This is a genomic window from Kitasatospora sp. NPDC033851 (assembly GCF_055576085.1).
Genome location: NZ_JBVIRL010000001.1, coordinates 778,872 through 794,412, shown reverse-complemented (window position 1 = coordinate 794,412; position 15,541 = coordinate 778,872). Strand labels below are relative to the sequence as shown.

Annotated in this window: 12 protein-coding genes; 5 read left to right on the top strand and 7 right to left on the bottom strand. The window is 73.1% G+C overall.

The genetic code is table 11. The features are described 5' to 3' along the window. Positions 1 to 73: 73 nt before the first annotated feature. The 5 genes from ACZ51D_RS03095 to ACZ51D_RS03075 all read right to left on the bottom strand — a co-directional run bounded on the left by ACZ51D_RS03095 (position 74) and on the right by ACZ51D_RS03075 (position 7,800). Positions 74 to 1,438 carry a M1 family metallopeptidase gene (locus ACZ51D_RS03095; protein WP_465619672.1) on the bottom strand — a complete coding sequence of 455 codons (1,365 nt, stop codon included), beginning with the start codon at positions 1,436 to 1,438 and terminating at the stop codon, positions 74 to 76. After that, positions 1,435 to 5,325, bottom strand: a complete 3,891-nt coding sequence (locus ACZ51D_RS03090; protein ID WP_465661012.1) for a Pls/PosA family non-ribosomal peptide synthetase — start codon at positions 5,323 to 5,325, stop codon at positions 1,435 to 1,437. The genes ACZ51D_RS03095 and ACZ51D_RS03090 overlap by 4 nt, the downstream gene beginning before the upstream one ends. A gap of 416 nt (positions 5,326 to 5,741) precedes the next feature. Next, the gene (locus tag ACZ51D_RS03085; protein ID WP_465661010.1) at positions 5,742 to 6,608 is read right to left on the bottom strand and encodes an NmrA family NAD(P)-binding protein; all 867 of its coding nucleotides are present in this window, start codon (positions 6,606 to 6,608) and stop codon (positions 5,742 to 5,744) included. Then, the gene (locus ACZ51D_RS03080; protein WP_465661008.1) at positions 6,605 to 7,093 is read right to left on the bottom strand and encodes a hypothetical protein; all 489 of its coding nucleotides are present in this window, start codon (positions 7,091 to 7,093) and stop codon (positions 6,605 to 6,607) included. The genes ACZ51D_RS03085 and ACZ51D_RS03080 overlap by 4 nt, the downstream gene beginning before the upstream one ends. 185 nt (positions 7,094 to 7,278) lie before the next feature. Continuing rightward, positions 7,279 to 7,800, bottom strand: coding sequence for a MarR family winged helix-turn-helix transcriptional regulator (locus ACZ51D_RS03075; protein WP_465661006.1), 522 nt, complete (start codon positions 7,798 to 7,800; stop codon positions 7,279 to 7,281). A 108-nt stretch (positions 7,801 to 7,908) separates the two neighbouring features. Between ACZ51D_RS03075 and ACZ51D_RS03070 the strand changes: the two genes are divergently transcribed. Further along, positions 7,909 to 8,064 carry a hypothetical protein gene (locus ACZ51D_RS03070; protein WP_465661004.1) on the top strand — a complete coding sequence of 52 codons (156 nt, stop codon included), beginning with the start codon at positions 7,909 to 7,911 and terminating at the stop codon, positions 8,062 to 8,064. A gap of 49 nt (positions 8,065 to 8,113) precedes the next feature. Here ACZ51D_RS03070 and ACZ51D_RS03065 read toward each other — a convergent pair whose 3' ends face one another. After that, entirely contained in the window at positions 8,114 to 9,319 is a 1,206-nt protein-coding gene (locus ACZ51D_RS03065; RefSeq protein WP_465619619.1) for an FAD-dependent monooxygenase, read from the bottom strand. A gap of 493 nt (positions 9,320 to 9,812) precedes the next feature. On the opposite strand from ACZ51D_RS03065, the gene ACZ51D_RS03060 reads away from it, so the two are divergent. Further along, entirely contained in the window at positions 9,813 to 10,403 is a 591-nt protein-coding gene (locus tag ACZ51D_RS03060) for a TetR/AcrR family transcriptional regulator (RefSeq protein ID WP_465619617.1), read from the top strand. Between the two features lie 4 nt (positions 10,404 to 10,407). On the opposite strand, the gene ACZ51D_RS03055 is transcribed toward ACZ51D_RS03060, so the two are convergent. Then, complete coding sequence (locus ACZ51D_RS03055; protein WP_465661002.1) at positions 10,408 to 11,082, bottom strand: TetR/AcrR family transcriptional regulator C-terminal domain-containing protein; 675 nt, start codon at positions 11,080 to 11,082, stop codon at positions 10,408 to 10,410. Between the two features lie 129 nt (positions 11,083 to 11,211). Here ACZ51D_RS03055 and ACZ51D_RS03050 point away from each other — a divergent pair, with 129 nt between their 5' ends. From ACZ51D_RS03050 to ACZ51D_RS03040, 3 genes are all read left to right on the top strand, one after another. Then, positions 11,212 to 11,544 (top strand): hypothetical protein, encoded by a 333-nt coding sequence (locus tag ACZ51D_RS03050; RefSeq protein WP_465661000.1) that lies wholly within the window; start codon positions 11,212 to 11,214, stop codon positions 11,542 to 11,544. A 283-nt stretch (positions 11,545 to 11,827) separates the two neighbouring features. Then, positions 11,828 to 13,444, top strand: coding sequence for an alpha/beta hydrolase (locus tag ACZ51D_RS03045; RefSeq protein WP_465619611.1), 1,617 nt, complete (start codon positions 11,828 to 11,830; stop codon positions 13,442 to 13,444). Between the two features lie 418 nt (positions 13,445 to 13,862). Then, positions 13,863 to 15,410 (top strand): FAD-binding oxidoreductase, encoded by a 1,548-nt coding sequence (locus ACZ51D_RS03040; RefSeq protein WP_465619609.1) that lies wholly within the window; start codon positions 13,863 to 13,865, stop codon positions 15,408 to 15,410. Positions 15,411 to 15,541: the final 131 nt, after the last annotated feature.

Sequence of the window (15,541 nt, the reverse complement as noted above, 5' to 3'; positions counted from 1 at the left end):
GATAAACCGCCCCGCCTCCGACCGGATAAACCGCCTCTCCGCCGACCGGACGACCGGCTGTCCCGACGCGCGGTCAGCCCGGCAGCGGCGGGAGCTCCGGCCGTTCCAGCCAGGCCTCGAAGAGCGGACCGAGCGGGGTGGCGACGTACCGGGAGGCGTGCGCCCGCAGGTCGGCGGTGTCGACCACGCCGTGCCGGTTGATGCTCGTCCAGTCCCGCAGCATCGCGAAGAACGCGTCGTCGCCGAGGGCCCGCCGCAGCGCGTGCACGACGAGCCCGCCGCGCTGGTACAGCCGGTCGTCGAACATCAGCTTCCGGCCCGGGTCGCCGAGCGTCAGGTCCTGTGGCAGCCCGGACAACAGCGCGTGCGCGGCGGCGGCGTGGGTGGCCGCGGCCGGGCCGCCGGCGTGCTCGGACCAGAGCCACTCCGCGTACTTGGCGAAGCCCTCGTTGAGCCAGATGTGCCGCCAGTCGGCGATCGTGACGCTGTTGCCGAACCACTGGTGGGCCAGCTCGTGCGCGATCAGCCGCTCGCGCTCCCAGCCGCCGCCGAGGTGGTTGGTGCCGAAGGTGGCGATGCCCTGCGCCTCCACCGGGACGTCCAGTTCCTCGTCCGCGAGAACGACCGCGTACTCGCCGAAGGGGTACGGCCCGAAGACCTCGCCGAAGTAGGTCGTCATCTCCGGCTGCCGGGCGAAGTCCCGGGCGAACCCGGTGGCCAGCCGCTCCGGCACGTACCCGGTCTGCGGCACGGCCGGCCGCGCGGCCAGCGGCACCGGCCGGTAGTGGCCGATCGACACCGTCACCAGGTAGGTCGAGGTCGGCGCGCTCTGCTCGTACACCCAGGTGGTGCTGGACGCCTGGGTGGTGCGGGTCAGCAGCCGGCCGCTCGCCACCACGGTGAACGGGGACGGCGTGGTGACCGCGATCTGGTAGGTCGCCTTGTCGGCGGGCCGGTCGTTGCACGGGAACCAGGACGGCGAGCCGACCGGCTGGCTGGCCACCAGCGCGCCCTCGGTCAGCTCCTCCCAGCCCAGGCCGCCCCACGGGCTGCGCACCGGGCGCGGGTTGCCGGTGTAGTGCACCTCGACGGTGAACGCCGCGCCCGCCGCGAGCGGCTTGGCCGGGCGGATGCGCAGCTTGCCGGCGCGGTGGGTGTAGCGGGCGGCCCGGCCGTCGACCAGCACCCGCCCGATCCGGAACTCGGCCAGGTCGAGCGCGAACTCCGCCAGCACCGTGTCCGCCACCGCGCTCAGCCGGGCTGAACCGGCCAGCCGGTTGGGCCCGGGCCGGTAGTCCAGCGTCAGCTCGTAGCGGTGCACCCGGTAGCGGTGGTCGCCGCTGGTCGGGAAGTACGGGTCCGGGGCGCCGGCGGCCGCCGGGGCGTGCTTGGGCTTCACGGGGACGGGGGCTTCCTGCGGGCCGGGACGGGTGGTCATGACGTGGTCTGCCACGCCTCGATGGGGTTGCCCAGCCACCGCGTGTCGTCGGGGACGGACTCGGCGCGCATCACCAGCGAGGCCGGGCCCAGCGTGCTGCGCGCGCCCACCGTGCTGCCGGGCAGCACGATGCCGCCCGGGCCCAGGGTGGCGCCCTCGCGGAGGACCACAGTATCCATCCGCATGATCCGGTCGTGGAAGAGGTGGGTCTGTACGACGCAGCCCCGGTTGATGCTGACCCCGTCGCCGAGGGTGACCAGGTCCGCCTCCGGCAGCCAGTAGCTCTCGCACCAGACACCGTGCCCGACGTGCGCGCCGAGCGCCCGCAGCCACAGGTTCAGCACCGGCGTGCCCGGCACCGCACCGACCAGCCAGGGCACCGCCAGCATCTCCACGAAGGTGTCCGCCAGCTCGTTGCGCCACACGAAACCGCTCCACAGCGGGTGCTCCACCGCCCGGAACCGCCCGACCAGCAGCCACTTCGCCGCCACCGCGACCACGCAGGCCACCGCGCCGGCCCCCAGCAGCACCACGCCCGACAGCAGCGCGGCGGTCAGCGGCGAGCCGGCGGCCAGCCAGGACAGCGCCGCCACGGTCAGCAGGCCCAGTGCCCCCGAGGCCAGCACCGGCACCACCCGGGCCAGCTCGACCAGCCCGCGCGCCCACAGCAGCCGGGCCGGCGGCTCGTAGGTCAGGCTCTGATCGGCCCGGTCCGCCGAGCGCGGCAGCCGCATCGGCGGCATGCCCAGGTACGAGCCGCCCTTCTTCGCCTTCGCCGGCGTCGCCGACAGCACGCCCACCAGGCCGCGCTTGGGCACCGACCGGCCCGGCGCGGTCATCCCCGAGTTGCCGAGGAACGCCCGCTCGCCGACCTTCGCCTCGCCGAGCCGCACCCAGCCGCCGCCCAGCTCGTACGGCGCCATCAGGGTGTCGTCGGCCAGGAACGCGCCGTCCCCGACCGTGGTCAGACTGGGCAGCGCCAGCACCGTGGACACCTCGGCGCCCCGGCCGACCCGCATCCCGAGCGCCCGCAGCCACAGCGGCGTGACCAGCCCGGCGTAGAGCGGGAACAGCACCTCCCGGGCGCGGTCCATCAGCTGGGTGACCGTCCACGCCTGCCAGCCGACCCGGCCGTGCAGCGGGTGCAGCCCGGGCACCAGGCCGATGCTCAGCAGCCGGACCAGCACCAACAGCTGCGCCGCGTACACCGCGCCGTACGCCAGGGTGGCCGGCAGCAGGCCGAGCAGCGCGCCGCCGAGCGCGGGCCCGAGGGAGTCGCCCTGGTGGACGAAGCGGGCGAACACGGCCAGCCCGGCGAGGGCCGGCAGCGCCGGGAGCAGGCCGAGCACGGCACCGCCGGCGCCGTACATCGCGGCCCAGCGGGCCCGGCGCGGCGGGCGCTCCTTGGGCCAGGTGCGCTCGGCACGGCCCAGCTTGACGGCGGGCGCACCGCCCCAGCGCTGGCCGGTCGGCACCTGGCCGGTGACGCTGGAGCCGGCCACGACCTGGGCGCGCTTGCCGACCCGGGCACCGGGCAGCAGCGTCGAGCGGGTGCCGACCACGGCGCCGGAGCCGACCTTGACCTGGCCGATCAGCAGCCGGTCGCCGTCCAGCCAGTAGCCGCACAGGTCCACCTCGGCCTCGACCGCGCAGCCGCGGCCCAGCTTCAGCATCCCGGTGACCGGCGGCAGCGAGTGCAGGTCCACGTCGGGCGCGACCTTGCAGCCCAGCGCACGGGCGTAGCGCACCAGCCAGGCGCCGGACAGCGAGGTCGCACCGCTCAGCTCGGCGAGCCGCTCGGCCGCCCAGAGCCGCAGGTGGACCGCGCCGCCGCGTGGGTGGCTGCCGGGGCGCAGGCCGCGCAGCAGCAACCGGGCACCGCCCGCCGAGACCGCCAGCCGCCCCGCCGGGGTGTACAGCGCGAGCGCGCCCGCGCCGACCCACCACCAGGAGGCGGTGGGCGCCCACGGATAGTCCCCGAGGTGCGTGAGCAGGTTGCCGGCGGCCAGCAGGGCGACCGTCCAGCGCAGGCCGACCACGGTGAACAGCGGGATCAGCGTGAGCAACTGCAGCAGCTTGGCCCTGGTCGGCACGAGGGTCACCGTGCGGGCCTCGACGCTCTCGGCGGCGGTGCCCTCCAGGTGTCGGGCGAGCTTGCGCAGTGTCGGGTGCTGGTAGATGTCGAGGACGGCCGCGCTGGGGTAGCGGCTGCGCAGCAGGGTGGTCAGCCGGGCGGCGGCCAGGCTGCCGCCGCCGATCGCGAAGAAGTCGTCGCGCGGGCCGCCGACCGTGATGCCGAGGATCTCGGACCACTGTTCGGCCAGCCAGGCCTCGGTGCCGTACAGCTGCTCGGTCGGTCCGGCGGCCTCCAGCTCGGGCAGCGGCCAGGGCAGGGCGTTGCGGTCCACCTTGCCGGAGGTCCGGGTGGGCAGGGTCTCGACGGTCGCGAGCAGCGGGACGAGGGCGGCGGGCAGTTCGGCGCGCAGCCGCTCGACGGCCCGCTCCCGGTCGAAGCCGTCCTGGGCCACCAGGTAGCCGACCAGCAGCTGGTTGCCGCCGCGCGCGGTCCGGACGGCGGCGGCCCCGCCCGCCACACCGGGCAGGGCCTGCAGCGCCGCGTCGACCTCGCCGAGCTCGATGCGGCGGCCGCCCAGCTTGATCTGCTCGTCGGTGCGGCCGAGGAACAGCAGACCGGCCGGGTCGGCCTGGACGAGGTCGCCGCTGCGGTAGGCGCGCTCCCAGCCCAGCGAGGACAGCGGCGCGTACTTCTCGGCGTCCTTCTCCGGGTCGAGGTAGCGGGCCAGGCCGACGCCGCCGATCACCAGCTGACCGGTACCGCCGGGGGCCACCGGCTCGCCGGCCTCGTCCACCACGGCGAGGTCCCAGCCGTCCAGGGGCAGGCCGATCCGCACTGGGCCGTCGCCGGTCAGCAGCGCGGCGCAGGCGACCACGGTGGCCTCGGTGGGGCCGTAGGTGTTCCACACCTCGCGGCCCTCGGTGACCAGGCGCTGCACCAGCTCGGGCGGGCAGGCCTCGCCGCCGAAGATCAGCAGCCGTACCTCGTTGAGTGCCTCGGCCGGCCACAGCGCGGCCAGCGTCGGGACGGTGGAGACCACGGTGATCTCCTGCTCGGCCAGCCAGGGGCCGAGGTCGGCGCCGCTGCGAACCTGGGAGCGGGGGACCGGCACCAGGCAGGCGCCGTGCCGCCACGCCAGCCACATCTCCTCGCAGGAGGCGTCGAAGGCCACCGAGAGGCCGGCCATCACCCGGTCGCCCGGGCCGATCGGCTCGTCCTGGAGGAAGAGCGCGGCCTCGGCGTCCACGAAGGCGGCGGCGTTGCGGTGGGTGACGGCGACGCCCTTGGGCTTGCCGGTGGAGCCGGAGGTGAAGATGATCCAGGCGTCGTCGGCGGGGGTGGGGCGGCGGTCGGGCGCGGTCGTCGGCTCCGCCGTCGCGGTCAGGGCGCGCCCGGCGCCGAGCACGGCGGCGACCCCGGCCTCGCCGAAGACCAGCTCGGCGCGCTCGTCCGGGTCCTCCGCGTCCACCGGGACGTAGGCGGCCCCGGCGGCGAGCACGGCGAGGATCGAGACGTACAGGTCGTTGGTGCCGGAGGGCACCCGCACGCCGACCCGGTCGCCCGGGCCGATCCCGGCGGCGGCCAGCCGGCGGCGCAGCTGCTCGACCTCGGCGGCCAGCGCGCGGTAGCTGAGCACGGTGCGGCCGTCGTCCAGGGCCGGCTCGTCGGGGTGGGCGCGCACAGTGGCGTCCAGGACGTCCACCAGGGTGCGCGGCGCGGCGGCCGGGCGGCCCGGGAACAGGGCGCGCGACGGCGCGGCGATCTGCTGCGGCCGGCTGGGCTCGTTCGGCTGGCTCGGTTCAGCTGTCATGGCAGCCCGTGCGCTCCTCGTCCTCGCCCCGTTCCGATCGATGCCCGGCCCCTGGGGGCGGTGGGAGCACTCGCCGTAACCGGGTGACCCCACTCCGGGGCCGGAGCGGACAACCCGACCGATGGTAGCTCCGGTTGACCGGCGGCGTAGGGGGCCGCGCTCGACCCAACTCGACCCAACTCGGCCGAGAGTGAAAGAATCTGACGAAGCATCAGTCAACAACTGAGGTCCTCTGGGCTTGATGTGACGGTAAATCAGTCGAATTGACGGATCGTCAGACCGGATTTCGGATCGTGATCCACGCCACAGCGAATACTGCTCCCTTCGGGTGGCGGGCCCGGCGTTTCGGCCGTTTCCGGAGCTCTTTCGGCCCCGCGGCCCGGGCCGGTCCGGGCCCGCCACCCGGTCGGGACCGGTCAGCGGAAGCGGTGCAGGTGCTCCCGGAGGAAGGCTTCCAGTGTGCGCGGAGTGCGCCCGGTGACACGGGTGAAGGCGTCGTCGGGCGTCTCCCGGCGGACCACCGCGAGCTGCTGGATCTCCACCACGTGGGCGGCGAGCCAGTCCGGCATCCCGGCCCGCCCGACCAGGTGGCCGTGCAGCTCGGCCGGGGAGAGGTCGACGTAGCGGACCGGCCGGCCGAGCAGCTCGCCCAGCAGCGCGGTCAGCTCCGAGTGGCTGTAGGCCCGCCCGCCGGTGAGCGGATAGCTGCCGGCCGCCGGCTCCGCGCGCGTGAGCACGTCGGCGGCGAGGTCGCCGATGTCCCGGACGTCCACGTAGTTGCAGCGCGCCTGCCCCGTCGCGCCGTGCACCACCCCGGCGGCGGCGATGCCGGGCGCCAGGAGCAGCAGCTTCTGCATGAACGCGTACGGACGCAGCACGGTGGTGGTGACGCCGGAGGACCGCAGGCGCTCCTCGATCAGGTGGTGGCCCCGGGAGACCGCGACGGGGGAGTCCGGCTCGGCGGCGGGAGCGGAGACCTTGACGATGTGCCCCACCCCGCAGTCGAGGGCCGCGTCGATCGCGTTCAGCTCGTACCGGACCTGATCCGGACTGTTGGCCATGGTGAGGAAGAGCCGGTCGGCGCCACGGAAGGCCGTGCGAAGGGACGCCGGGTCGGCGGCATCGGCCGGGAACGGCTCGGTCCGCGCGAGCGTCCGCTCGTCCAGTCCGGCGGCGAGGCGGGCGGGATCGCGGCTGAGCGCGCGGCTCGGGGCGCCGAGGACGGAGAGGCTGCGCAGGGTGGCGCCGCCGGTGGCGCCGGCGGCGCCCATGATGACGATCATGCCGTCTGTCCTTCGGGTCGGGGTGCGGTGTGGAGGTGCTGCTGCGGTTCGCGGATGCGGCGGCTGCCGCGCCAGCGCCAGGTGGTGATGGTGGCGGCGATGGCGGAGGAGACCGGCAGGTCGACCGGCAGCCGGTGCGGCCAGGAGCTGTCGGCGAGGATCGGGACGTGCGGGAGCCAGCGCGCGGCGGCCAGGCCGACGGCGAGGCCGAGCGCGGCGGCGACCAGACCGAGGACGGCTGCCGCCAGCGCGCGAGGCGTCCGGGCGGGCCTGGCGCGGACCGGGCGGCGGCGCAGGACGGCCCCGAGCACGGCGGCCACGAGGGCCGAGGTCCCGCCGATGGTGGTGAGGGCGGCGACCACCAGCGGCTGCTGTCGGGTGGCGGCTCCGCCGAGGCCGGCCATCACCGCGGGCATGGCGTAGGCGGCCAGGACCTCGCGCCACAGGACGAACGGCGGCGGAGCGCCGGGGGCCTTCTTGCTCATGGGTTGTCTCACCTTCGGGTTCGCGGTTCCGGTGGAACCGATTAGGCACCTAATTATTTGTGCTTAGGTGCCTAACTAATGGGGTTGAGAGGAGGCGGGCCGTCCGGGGGCCCGCCTGGCGGTGCGGTAGTCGGTGCGCGGTCGATGTGCGGCCGGTGCGCGGTCGGTGCGTGGCCGGTTCGTGCTCAGTCGGCGGTCAGTGCGTCGATGCCCGCGACCACCCGGGCCAGCAGATCGAGGAAGGTGGCGCGCTCCTCGACGGAGAGGCCGCCGACCATCGCCTGCATCCGGGCGAAGTGCTCGGGCGCCAGGTCGCGCAACTTGTCCGCGCCGCGCGCGGTCAGGATCACCACATTGCCGCGCCCGTCCTCGGTCGACGGGCGGCGGGCCACCAGGCGCTCCCGTTCCAGGCCGTCGACCAGGCCGGTCACGGTCGCCCGGGACACGCCCAGGCTCGCCGCGAGCTGGGATGGCGACTTCTCGCCGCCGTCGTCCTCCAGGTCGGCCAGCAGGCGGTAGCGGCCGGTGGAGAGCCCGAAGCGGCCGAAATGCACCTCGCCGGCCTGACCGATCCGCGCCCCCGCCGTCATCAGCCGGGCCGCGACCAGAACCGCCTGCGGGTCGGCCGGAAGGCCGTAGCGGGCAATCTGGCGGCGGGCCTGATCGAGGGTCGGGGCGCCGGGGTCGGGCTCGGAGTGCTGCGTCACGAAAAGTAATATGGCGCCTCATCAGATTCCCCGTCAAGCCCCGCTCGGCGATTCCGGGCCGAAAGTCGCTGGGGAGCGATCGACTGTGCGCGGGAGACGATCCCGCGCATGATGAGTCCTCGCCGGCTCCGGGCCCTCTGCACCGTGTCCGTCCTCCTGTCCGCCATCCCGGGACCGAGCGTGCTGATCGGCGGCACGGGAGGACTGGCCGTGATCGGCCCGGGCGCCACCGTCGGTGCCACCGGCCGCGCCGACACCCGTTGACTGCGGCAACCCGGCGAGCGTCTGTGGGCCGGCCGCGGGTGCCGAGATCCTAGACGGCGCGGGGTGTGATCCGGGGCGGCGTCCAGTCGGCGTGCTTCAGGACGGTCCGGACCATCACGCCCGGCGGGGTCAGCCGGATCGCGGTGTTGCGCAGACCGACCGCCAGCGGGTTCGTGAGCTGCTGACCCATCCGGCCGGCCCGCCGGGCATCGCGGACGACGGTCTGGCTGCGCGGACGGCGCACCGCGTCGTAGCGGGCGAGCGCACCCTCGATCGACCGCCCCTCGATCGACCGCCCCTCGACCATCCGCACCTCGGCGAGCGCGGCCGCGAGGGTCACCGCGTCCTCCAGGGCTTGGCAGGCGCCCTGGCCGAGGTAGGGCGTCATGGCGTGCGCGGCGTCGCCGAGCAGGGCTATCCGACCCGCGACGTACGAGGGCAACGGGGTGACCAGCTCGTTCACGTCGTGGTGCAGCACCGCCTCCGGGCGGGTCGCGGCGAGGAGCGCGGGGATCGGCTGGTGCCAGCGCGCGAAACGGCGGCGGACCTCCGTCAGCGGGTCCCGGTAGCGGAGCCCGGCCGGGGCGTTGACGACGGCGTGCCACTCGGCCGTACCGTCCGGGAAAGCGATGTGGCCGAACTCGGCGCCGTGGCCCCAGGTCAGCTCGAAGTCGGCCGTCAGCCCGTCGATCGGGCGCTCGGTGATCGCCCGCAGGACCGTCGAACCGCTGTACACCGGCCCGGGATGGGCGGGGAAGAGGCGGTGCCGGAGGCGGCTGTTGATCCCGTCGGCCGCGACGACGAGGTCGGCGTCCAGCGTGGTGTCCCCGGCGGTGACCCGGACCCGGGAGGGATGTGTGGTGTCCACATCGGTCACCTCGGTGCCGATCACCAGGGACTCCGCCGGCAGCGCCTCGCGCAGGATCCGATGCAGGTCCGCGCGCCGGATGCCCACGATCGGCGCGCCCAGCTGCCGCTCCAGCGCCTGCCCGTCCATCGCCGCCAGCCGGCGGCCGTCCGGCGTACGGGTGCCGCCGGTGTACTGACGGCGCGAGGCCGCCTCGACCGCCTCGCCGACGCCCAGGGCGGTGAGCGCGCGCATCCCGTTGGCGGCCAGCGAGATGCCGGCCCCCGCGTCGTCCAGAACGGCCGCCCGCTCGACCACGGTCACGCCCCACCCCGCCAGCCGGAGCCCGATCGCGGCCGCCAGCCCGCCGATCCCGCCCCCGACCACCACCGCGCTGTTGCCACCCATGCCCGGTCCTCCCGTGTCGCCCAGTTGGTTTCTACAGATGTAGAAGGACCGTACTACGGGCTTATACGGGCTTGGGGCCGGAGGGGCCCGCTACAGCTCCCACCCCGCTCGCCCTGCCCCGCACTCCGCAGGGCCGATCACCCCGGCGGCATCGCGGCCCCGGCCACCCGTCCGTACTCTCCTCCACCCCGATGCCTCGGCGCTTCGCAGGGACGCGGCGCCCTCCGGCCGGCGTGTGGCCGGGCTGGAGGTGTGGAGGCGCGCCGAGCGCGGTCCTGGGCCTGGGGCTGTCGGAAGTGACCGGCGGGCTGGGCGGGGTGGGCGCGGCGGAGGAGGCGGTCGGGCCGGGGGTGTGCCGTCCGGTGGGGGTGGGTCGATCGGAGGCCGGCTGCTCGGGAGCGGTTGGTGGGCCGTGGTTTCCAGGCAGCTGGGCAGGGGCTGAGCCGCTGGTGCCGGTGGGTGGTCCGGGGGCTGCTGCCGGTAGAAAGGGGGGATGCGGCGAGATGAGGAGCAGGGGCGGCCGGATCGGCGGACGGTGTTGGCGGACGCGGCGATCGGGGTGCTGGCGGACCTGGGGGTGCGGGGGCTGACGCACCGGGCGGTGGACGCGGCGGCGGGGCTGCCGGTGGGGACCACCTCGGCCTACCTGCGGACCCGGCAGGCGCTGCTCACCACGCTGGTGCGCCGGCTCGTGGAGCTGGACCAGGGGGAGCTGCAGGTGATGGGGGAGTCGGTACCCGTCCGCTCGGTGGAGGAACTGGTCGACGGTATCCACGAGTTGATGCTTCGTCGGCTGAGCGGCGAGGGGCGGCGCCGCTCGCTCGCCCGGTACGCGTGCGCGGTGGAGAGCGTGCGCGATCCCGAGCTGCGGGAGATCCTCGTGCCGCGGGAGAACGCGGGGCGCGCCGCCGTCCGGGCCTTCCTGGCGGAGCGGGGCGCGCCGGACCCCGATGGGCGGACCGGCACGCTGCTCGCCTGCATCGACGGCCTGCTCTTCGACCGCCTGGTGGGCGGGGGAGAGCCCGGAGTCGACGAGATCGAGGGGCTGGTGGCGGCCGCCCTGCGCGGGGCGAGCGGGAGTTAGCCGGTCACGACCGCCTCTCCCGGGTGGGCTCCAGTTCGGCGGCGTAGCCCGCGAGCAGGATGCGGAGCGTGCGCTGGAAGCACTGCTCGGAGTCGAGGCCTTCGCCGGTGGCGAAGGCCTTCGCGAGCTGGGGGTAGGTGTTCCGGTCCAGGGCGGCGAACTGCTCGGGCTCGGGCTCGGTGCCCTCGTGGTGGGGGGTCTCGCCGACCTCGCCGAGGGTGTGGCCGATGGTCCACCGGACGACGGAGTTGAGGACGTCGAGTGCGTCGCCGAGCGGGACGCCGTCCTCGTGGAGCACGGTGATGCCGCGTTCCAGCAGGGCGAGGGCGCTGGGGGTGGCGGCGGGGCGGGTGGCCAGGACGGTGAGCATGGCGGGGTGGTCGAGCAGCAGTCGGCGCAGTTCGACGGCGAATTCGCGGACGACCTCGGCCCACGGGCCGCTGGGCTCGGCGAAGAGGTCTCCGGCGGACAGCTCCAGCAGGCGCTCGACCATGCCGTCGAGGAGCGCGGCCTTGCTGGGGACGTAGTGGTAGAGCGTCATGCCCTCGACGCCGAGTGCCGCGCCGAGTTTGCGGTTGGAGAGCGCGGCGAGGCCGTGTTCGTCCACGTAGGCGAGGGCGGCGTCGATGATCTTCTCGCGGGTCAGGCCCGTTCTCGGGCGGGTGCGCCGGTTCGGCATCTGCTCCTCCTGGGCTCCGGGTGTCACCGGGGCGGTTCCGGTGGGGCCTTGACAACTCTTGCAGTGCAAGAAAAGAATACTCGACGTCAACTTCTTGCACTGCAAGAAACGAAGTCCGGGGAGGATGTCATGCAGCTCGTCGCCGTCATGGTGCGCAAGCTCAACGAGGGTGTGGAGTACGGGGAGTTCCGCAAGGCGTGGATCCCGGACGAGGTGTTCCCGGACGACCCGCGCACCCGGGTGATCAGTGCCACCGCGTTGGAGGACTCGCGGGAGATCATCACCATCGCGCTCATCGAGGGCGACCACGGGCCGGAGTCCATGCGGGCCTGGATGGAGCGGCTCACCCCGGTCGAGGAGCGCCGCTTCGAGCGGATCAAGGACCTGGTGGGCCCGCCGACGCTTAACGCCGTCTACCAGGTGGTCGCCGAGGACAACCTGGCGCAGCCGATCGCGAAATAGGGGCGCCCCTGCCGCGGATCCCACCGGCGGCCCGCCACCCGTCACCCGTCACCCGCCACCCGCGACCTGACCCGACTCGGCCGGGCCGGCCGTCGGGTGAGAGCGTCTGGAGGATCGGCGGCAAAATGACTGACCGTTAGGTCAATCAGCCGTCAAGTTGGTTCATTCACAGAATATTCCGCCGAGTTCGGCATGATGCGCGGACAATATTCCGCTGCTCCGAGGTCTTCACACGGAGATCTCCGGCTGACAGTCTGGGGCAGCCCTTTACCAAGGAGGTTCCTTGTCCCGCATATCCACGATGGCCGGAGCAGTCGCCTGCGCCCTCGCCCTTGTCACTGGTTCCGCCGTCGCCGCCTCGGCGGCGCCGATCGACCAGGCCCCGGGTCTGGCCGAGGCGAAGGTCGACCCTGTCGCCTGGACGCCGTGCAACCCCGATCCGAGCAAGCCGGACCCGGGCATCTATGACTGCGCCGTCTACCCCGTGCCGCTGGACTACGACAACCCGTCGGGCGAGAAGGTCGGCATCGCCATGATGCGGCGGCGGGCGAGCGACCCGTCGAAGCGGATCGGCTCGCTGTTCCTCAACCCGGGCGGCCCGGGCGGCAGTGGCTACCTGTGGGCGACGACCAGCCGCTTCGGCCCCGAGGTGCAGTCCAAGTTCGACCTGATCGGCTTCGACCCCCGTGGCGTGGCCCGGAGCAACCCGCTCAAGTGCTTCAAGACCCAGGAAGAGGCCGACGCGGTCAACAACCGCATGGTCGCGGTGCCGGTCGCCAAGGCCGAGGTCAACGAGACGCTGGACGCGGACCAGGACTACACGGACGCCTGCAGCAAGAACGCGGGCCCGCTGATCGAGCACATGTCGACCATCAACGTGGTGCGCGACCTCGACCGGATGCGCCGTGCCGTCGGTGACGCCCAGCTCACCTTCGCCGGTTTCTCCTACGGCACCCTGATCGGTTCGACGTACGCCAACATGTACCCGAACAAGGTCCGCGCGATCATCATCGACGGCAACGTCGACCCGAACCTGCGCCTGCACAACGGCCTGGAGTACGACCGTCAGCGCGCGGGCGGCTTCGAGCTGGCCCTGGACGAGTTCCTGAAGCGTTGCCAGACGGCCGGCGCCCCGCGCTGCGCGTTCGGCGAGGGCGACACCCGGGCCAAGTTCGACGGGCTCCGCGACCACCTGCGGACCAGCCCGATCACGCTGCCGAACGGCTCCCAGGTGACGCTGAGCAGCTTCACCAGCGAGGTCGCCGGCGCCCTGTACTCGCAGGCGAAGCTGGCCCCGCTGGCCAAGTCGCTGCAGGCCACCTACCAGGTGCTGCAGAAGTCGAGCGCCGCCACCCTGCTGGCGCCGAAGGCGAACGTCGCGGAGGAGGACGCCAACCTCCTCTCGGTGAACGTGCCGCGGGCGCTGCGGGAGGCCCCGGTGGACTCCGAGTACACCGCGGACGACTCCTACATGGGCGTCAACTGCCAGGACAAGCCGTACCCGTCGAACGACCGGGTGTTCGCGAACGTGGCCAAGACCTGGGAGCAGGAGTCGCCGACCTTCGGCCGCTACCAGGCCTTCGACGCGCCCGCGTGCGCGAGCTGGCCGGCCCCGGCCCGGGACGCCGAGCGCTTCTCCGGCCCGTGGAACAAGAAGACCTCCAACACCGTGATGGTCATCGGCAACCTCTACGACCCGGCGACCCAGTACAAGTTCGCCCAGCGGATGCAGCAGGAGCTGGGCAACGCCGTGCTGGTCAGCGTCGACTCGATCGAGCACTGCGCCGTCGGCCGCAGCACGGCGCTGAACGGTCTGGTCACCCGCTACCTGGTGGACGGCACCGCGCCGAAGTCGGGCCAGCTGCTGAAGCCGGACGCGGAGATCTTCCCGGCGGTCTGACGGCCCGGCCCTCGGGCGCCTGACGGATGAGACGACGGTTGTGGTGGTCGGCGGTGTTGCCGGCCACCACAACCGTGTTTTCCGGCCGAGTTCCCGGAGCGCGCGGGGAAAGCGAAAGAAGATCGTCATCGAACCTCCAGGGAGTGGGTTCCGTCGAGTTTTCGGTGACCGTAGTCGATGCCACTGACAATGGGGTTCGCTGGGGCGCCGGGCGTCAGCATTCGGATAGGTCACCGAAAATGACGTACTGTCACACTTTTTATAAATTATTTCCCACCGTCGAATGCCCGTGTTAGCGTGCGCCCAGCCGGCTTCTCTCGAATCGAGAAAGTGGGGACGGAGCATGCAGGGCGAATCCTCCCGGCGGGGATTCCTGGGCGGTGCCGGCGCGGCGGCAGCCGGGGTCACCGTCGGTTCCATGAGTGCGGCGGCGGCCGGCGGAGTGCCCAGGGAACTGCCGAAGGGGCGGTCGATCCTGCCGGGCGATCCCCGGTACCAGACGCTCGGCCAGGGCTTCAACCAGCGGTGGAGCAGCAGCCCCGCCTACATCCGGCTGGTGGGCAACGAGGCCGACGCCGTCGCCGAGTTGAACCGGGCCCTGGACCGTGGACTGCGGCCCACGGTCCGCGGGGGCGGGCACTGCTACGAGGGCTTCGTCGACAACGACCGCGGCGTCATCCTCGACCTCAGCACGATGCGCGGCGTCGCCGCCTCGACGGACAAGTTCGGCCGGCCCACCTACTGCGTCGAGGGCGGCGCGACCAACTGGGACGTCTACACCACACTGTTCCGGGAGTACGCCGTCACCCTGCCCGCCGGGTCCTGCTACTCGGTCGGTGTGGGCGGGCACATCTGCGGCGGCGGGTTCGGTCTGCTCTCCCGGCGGCACGGGCTCACGGTGGACCACCTCGTCCAGGTCGACGTGGTCACCGTCCGGGGCGGCACCGCCGTGGTGACGGAGGCGCACCGCGACGACGCGAAGGGCTCGCCGGAGCAGGACCTCTTCTGGGCCCACACCGGCGGCGGTGGCGGGAACTTCGGGGTGGTGCTGCGCTACCACTTCGCGACGGAGGCACCCCAGCCGCCGCCCCGGGTCTGGCTCAGCAGCGTGGCCTGGCCGTGGGCCGAACTGCTCGAGCGGCCCGCCGACTTCGAGACCCTGGTGCGCAACTTCGGCACCTTCATGGCGGAGCACAGCGGCCCGCAGGAGTCCGTGTACCAGGGGCTGTTCGCCATCCTGAAACTCACCCACCACTCCAACGGGAACGTCGTCCTGTTCAGCCAGTGGGACGGCGACGACCCGGCGTCCCTCGACGCCTTCGTGGCGGCCGTCGAGCAGGGGATGGCCACCCGCTCGGTGGTCCAGACCCGCGCCGCCGGCGGACTGTTCCTGCCGTACCCGGAGAAGCGACGCCAACTGCCGTGGTTCCAGGCCACCATGACACTCAACCCCTCGGGCGACAACCAGCGCGGCAAGTACAAGTCCGCCTACCACCGGGAGCCGTTCGGCCCGGCCCAGATCGCCACCTTCTGGGACTGGCTGGTGCGGGACGTCGAGGGGGCGGACCTCTCGAAGACGCTGGTCCAGATCGACTCCTACGGCTGCCGGATCAACACCCGTCGGCCCGAGGAGACCGCCGTCCCGCAGCGCGACTCGGTCATGAAGCTGCAGTACCAGACCTATTGGACCGATCCTGCGGAGGACACCGCCCACCTGACCTACCTGAGCGGCTTCTACCGCGACGTCTACCGGGAGACCGGAGGCATTCCGGAGATCGACACCGCGACCGACGGCGCCTACGTCAACTACCCCGACGTCGACCTGGGCACGGCCAACCAGCCCGACCCGGCCTACCCCCGGCTGTACTACAAGGACAACTACGCGCGGCTGCAGCGGGCCAAGGCGTACTGGGACGGCGAGGAGGTGTTCCACCACGCGCAGTCCATCGTCCCGGCCAAGGCCTGACCGTCCTCCCACCCGCCACGCGGCGGAGCCAGAAAGACGCGAGGAGGCGCGAGGAGGCAGGAGGAGGCACAGGAAAGCACGGAAAGGCAGGGGTAAGCGCGGAAAGGTGTGAGGACGCACCCCGCATCCCC

Excerpts from the sequence above, each read along its gene's own strand:
- ACZ51D_RS03095 (WP_465619672.1), bottom strand. The coding sequence starts at position 1,438 with ATGACCACCCGTCCCGGCCCGCAGGAAGCCCCCGTCCCCGTGAAGCCC.
- ACZ51D_RS03090 (WP_465661012.1), bottom strand. The coding sequence starts at position 5,325 with ATGACAGCTGAACCGAGCCAGCCGAACGAGCCCAGCCGGCCGCAGCAG.
- ACZ51D_RS03085 (WP_465661010.1), bottom strand. The coding sequence starts at position 6,608 with ATGATCGTCATCATGGGCGCCGCCGGCGCCACCGGCGGCGCCACCCTG.
- ACZ51D_RS03080 (WP_465661008.1), bottom strand. The coding sequence starts at position 7,093 with ATGAGCAAGAAGGCCCCCGGCGCTCCGCCGCCGTTCGTCCTGTGGCGC.
- ACZ51D_RS03070 (WP_465661004.1), top strand. The coding sequence starts at position 7,909 with ATGATGAGTCCTCGCCGGCTCCGGGCCCTCTGCACCGTGTCCGTCCTC.
- ACZ51D_RS03065 (WP_465619619.1), bottom strand. The coding sequence starts at position 9,319 with ATGGGTGGCAACAGCGCGGTGGTGGTCGGGGGCGGGATCGGCGGGCTG.
- ACZ51D_RS03060 (WP_465619617.1), top strand. The coding sequence starts at position 9,813 with ATGCGGCGAGATGAGGAGCAGGGGCGGCCGGATCGGCGGACGGTGTTG.
- ACZ51D_RS03055 (WP_465661002.1), bottom strand. The coding sequence starts at position 11,082 with ATGCCGAACCGGCGCACCCGCCCGAGAACGGGCCTGACCCGCGAGAAG.
- ACZ51D_RS03050 (WP_465661000.1), top strand. The coding sequence starts at position 11,212 with ATGCAGCTCGTCGCCGTCATGGTGCGCAAGCTCAACGAGGGTGTGGAG.
- ACZ51D_RS03040 (WP_465619609.1), top strand. The coding sequence starts at position 13,863 with ATGAGTGCGGCGGCGGCCGGCGGAGTGCCCAGGGAACTGCCGAAGGGG.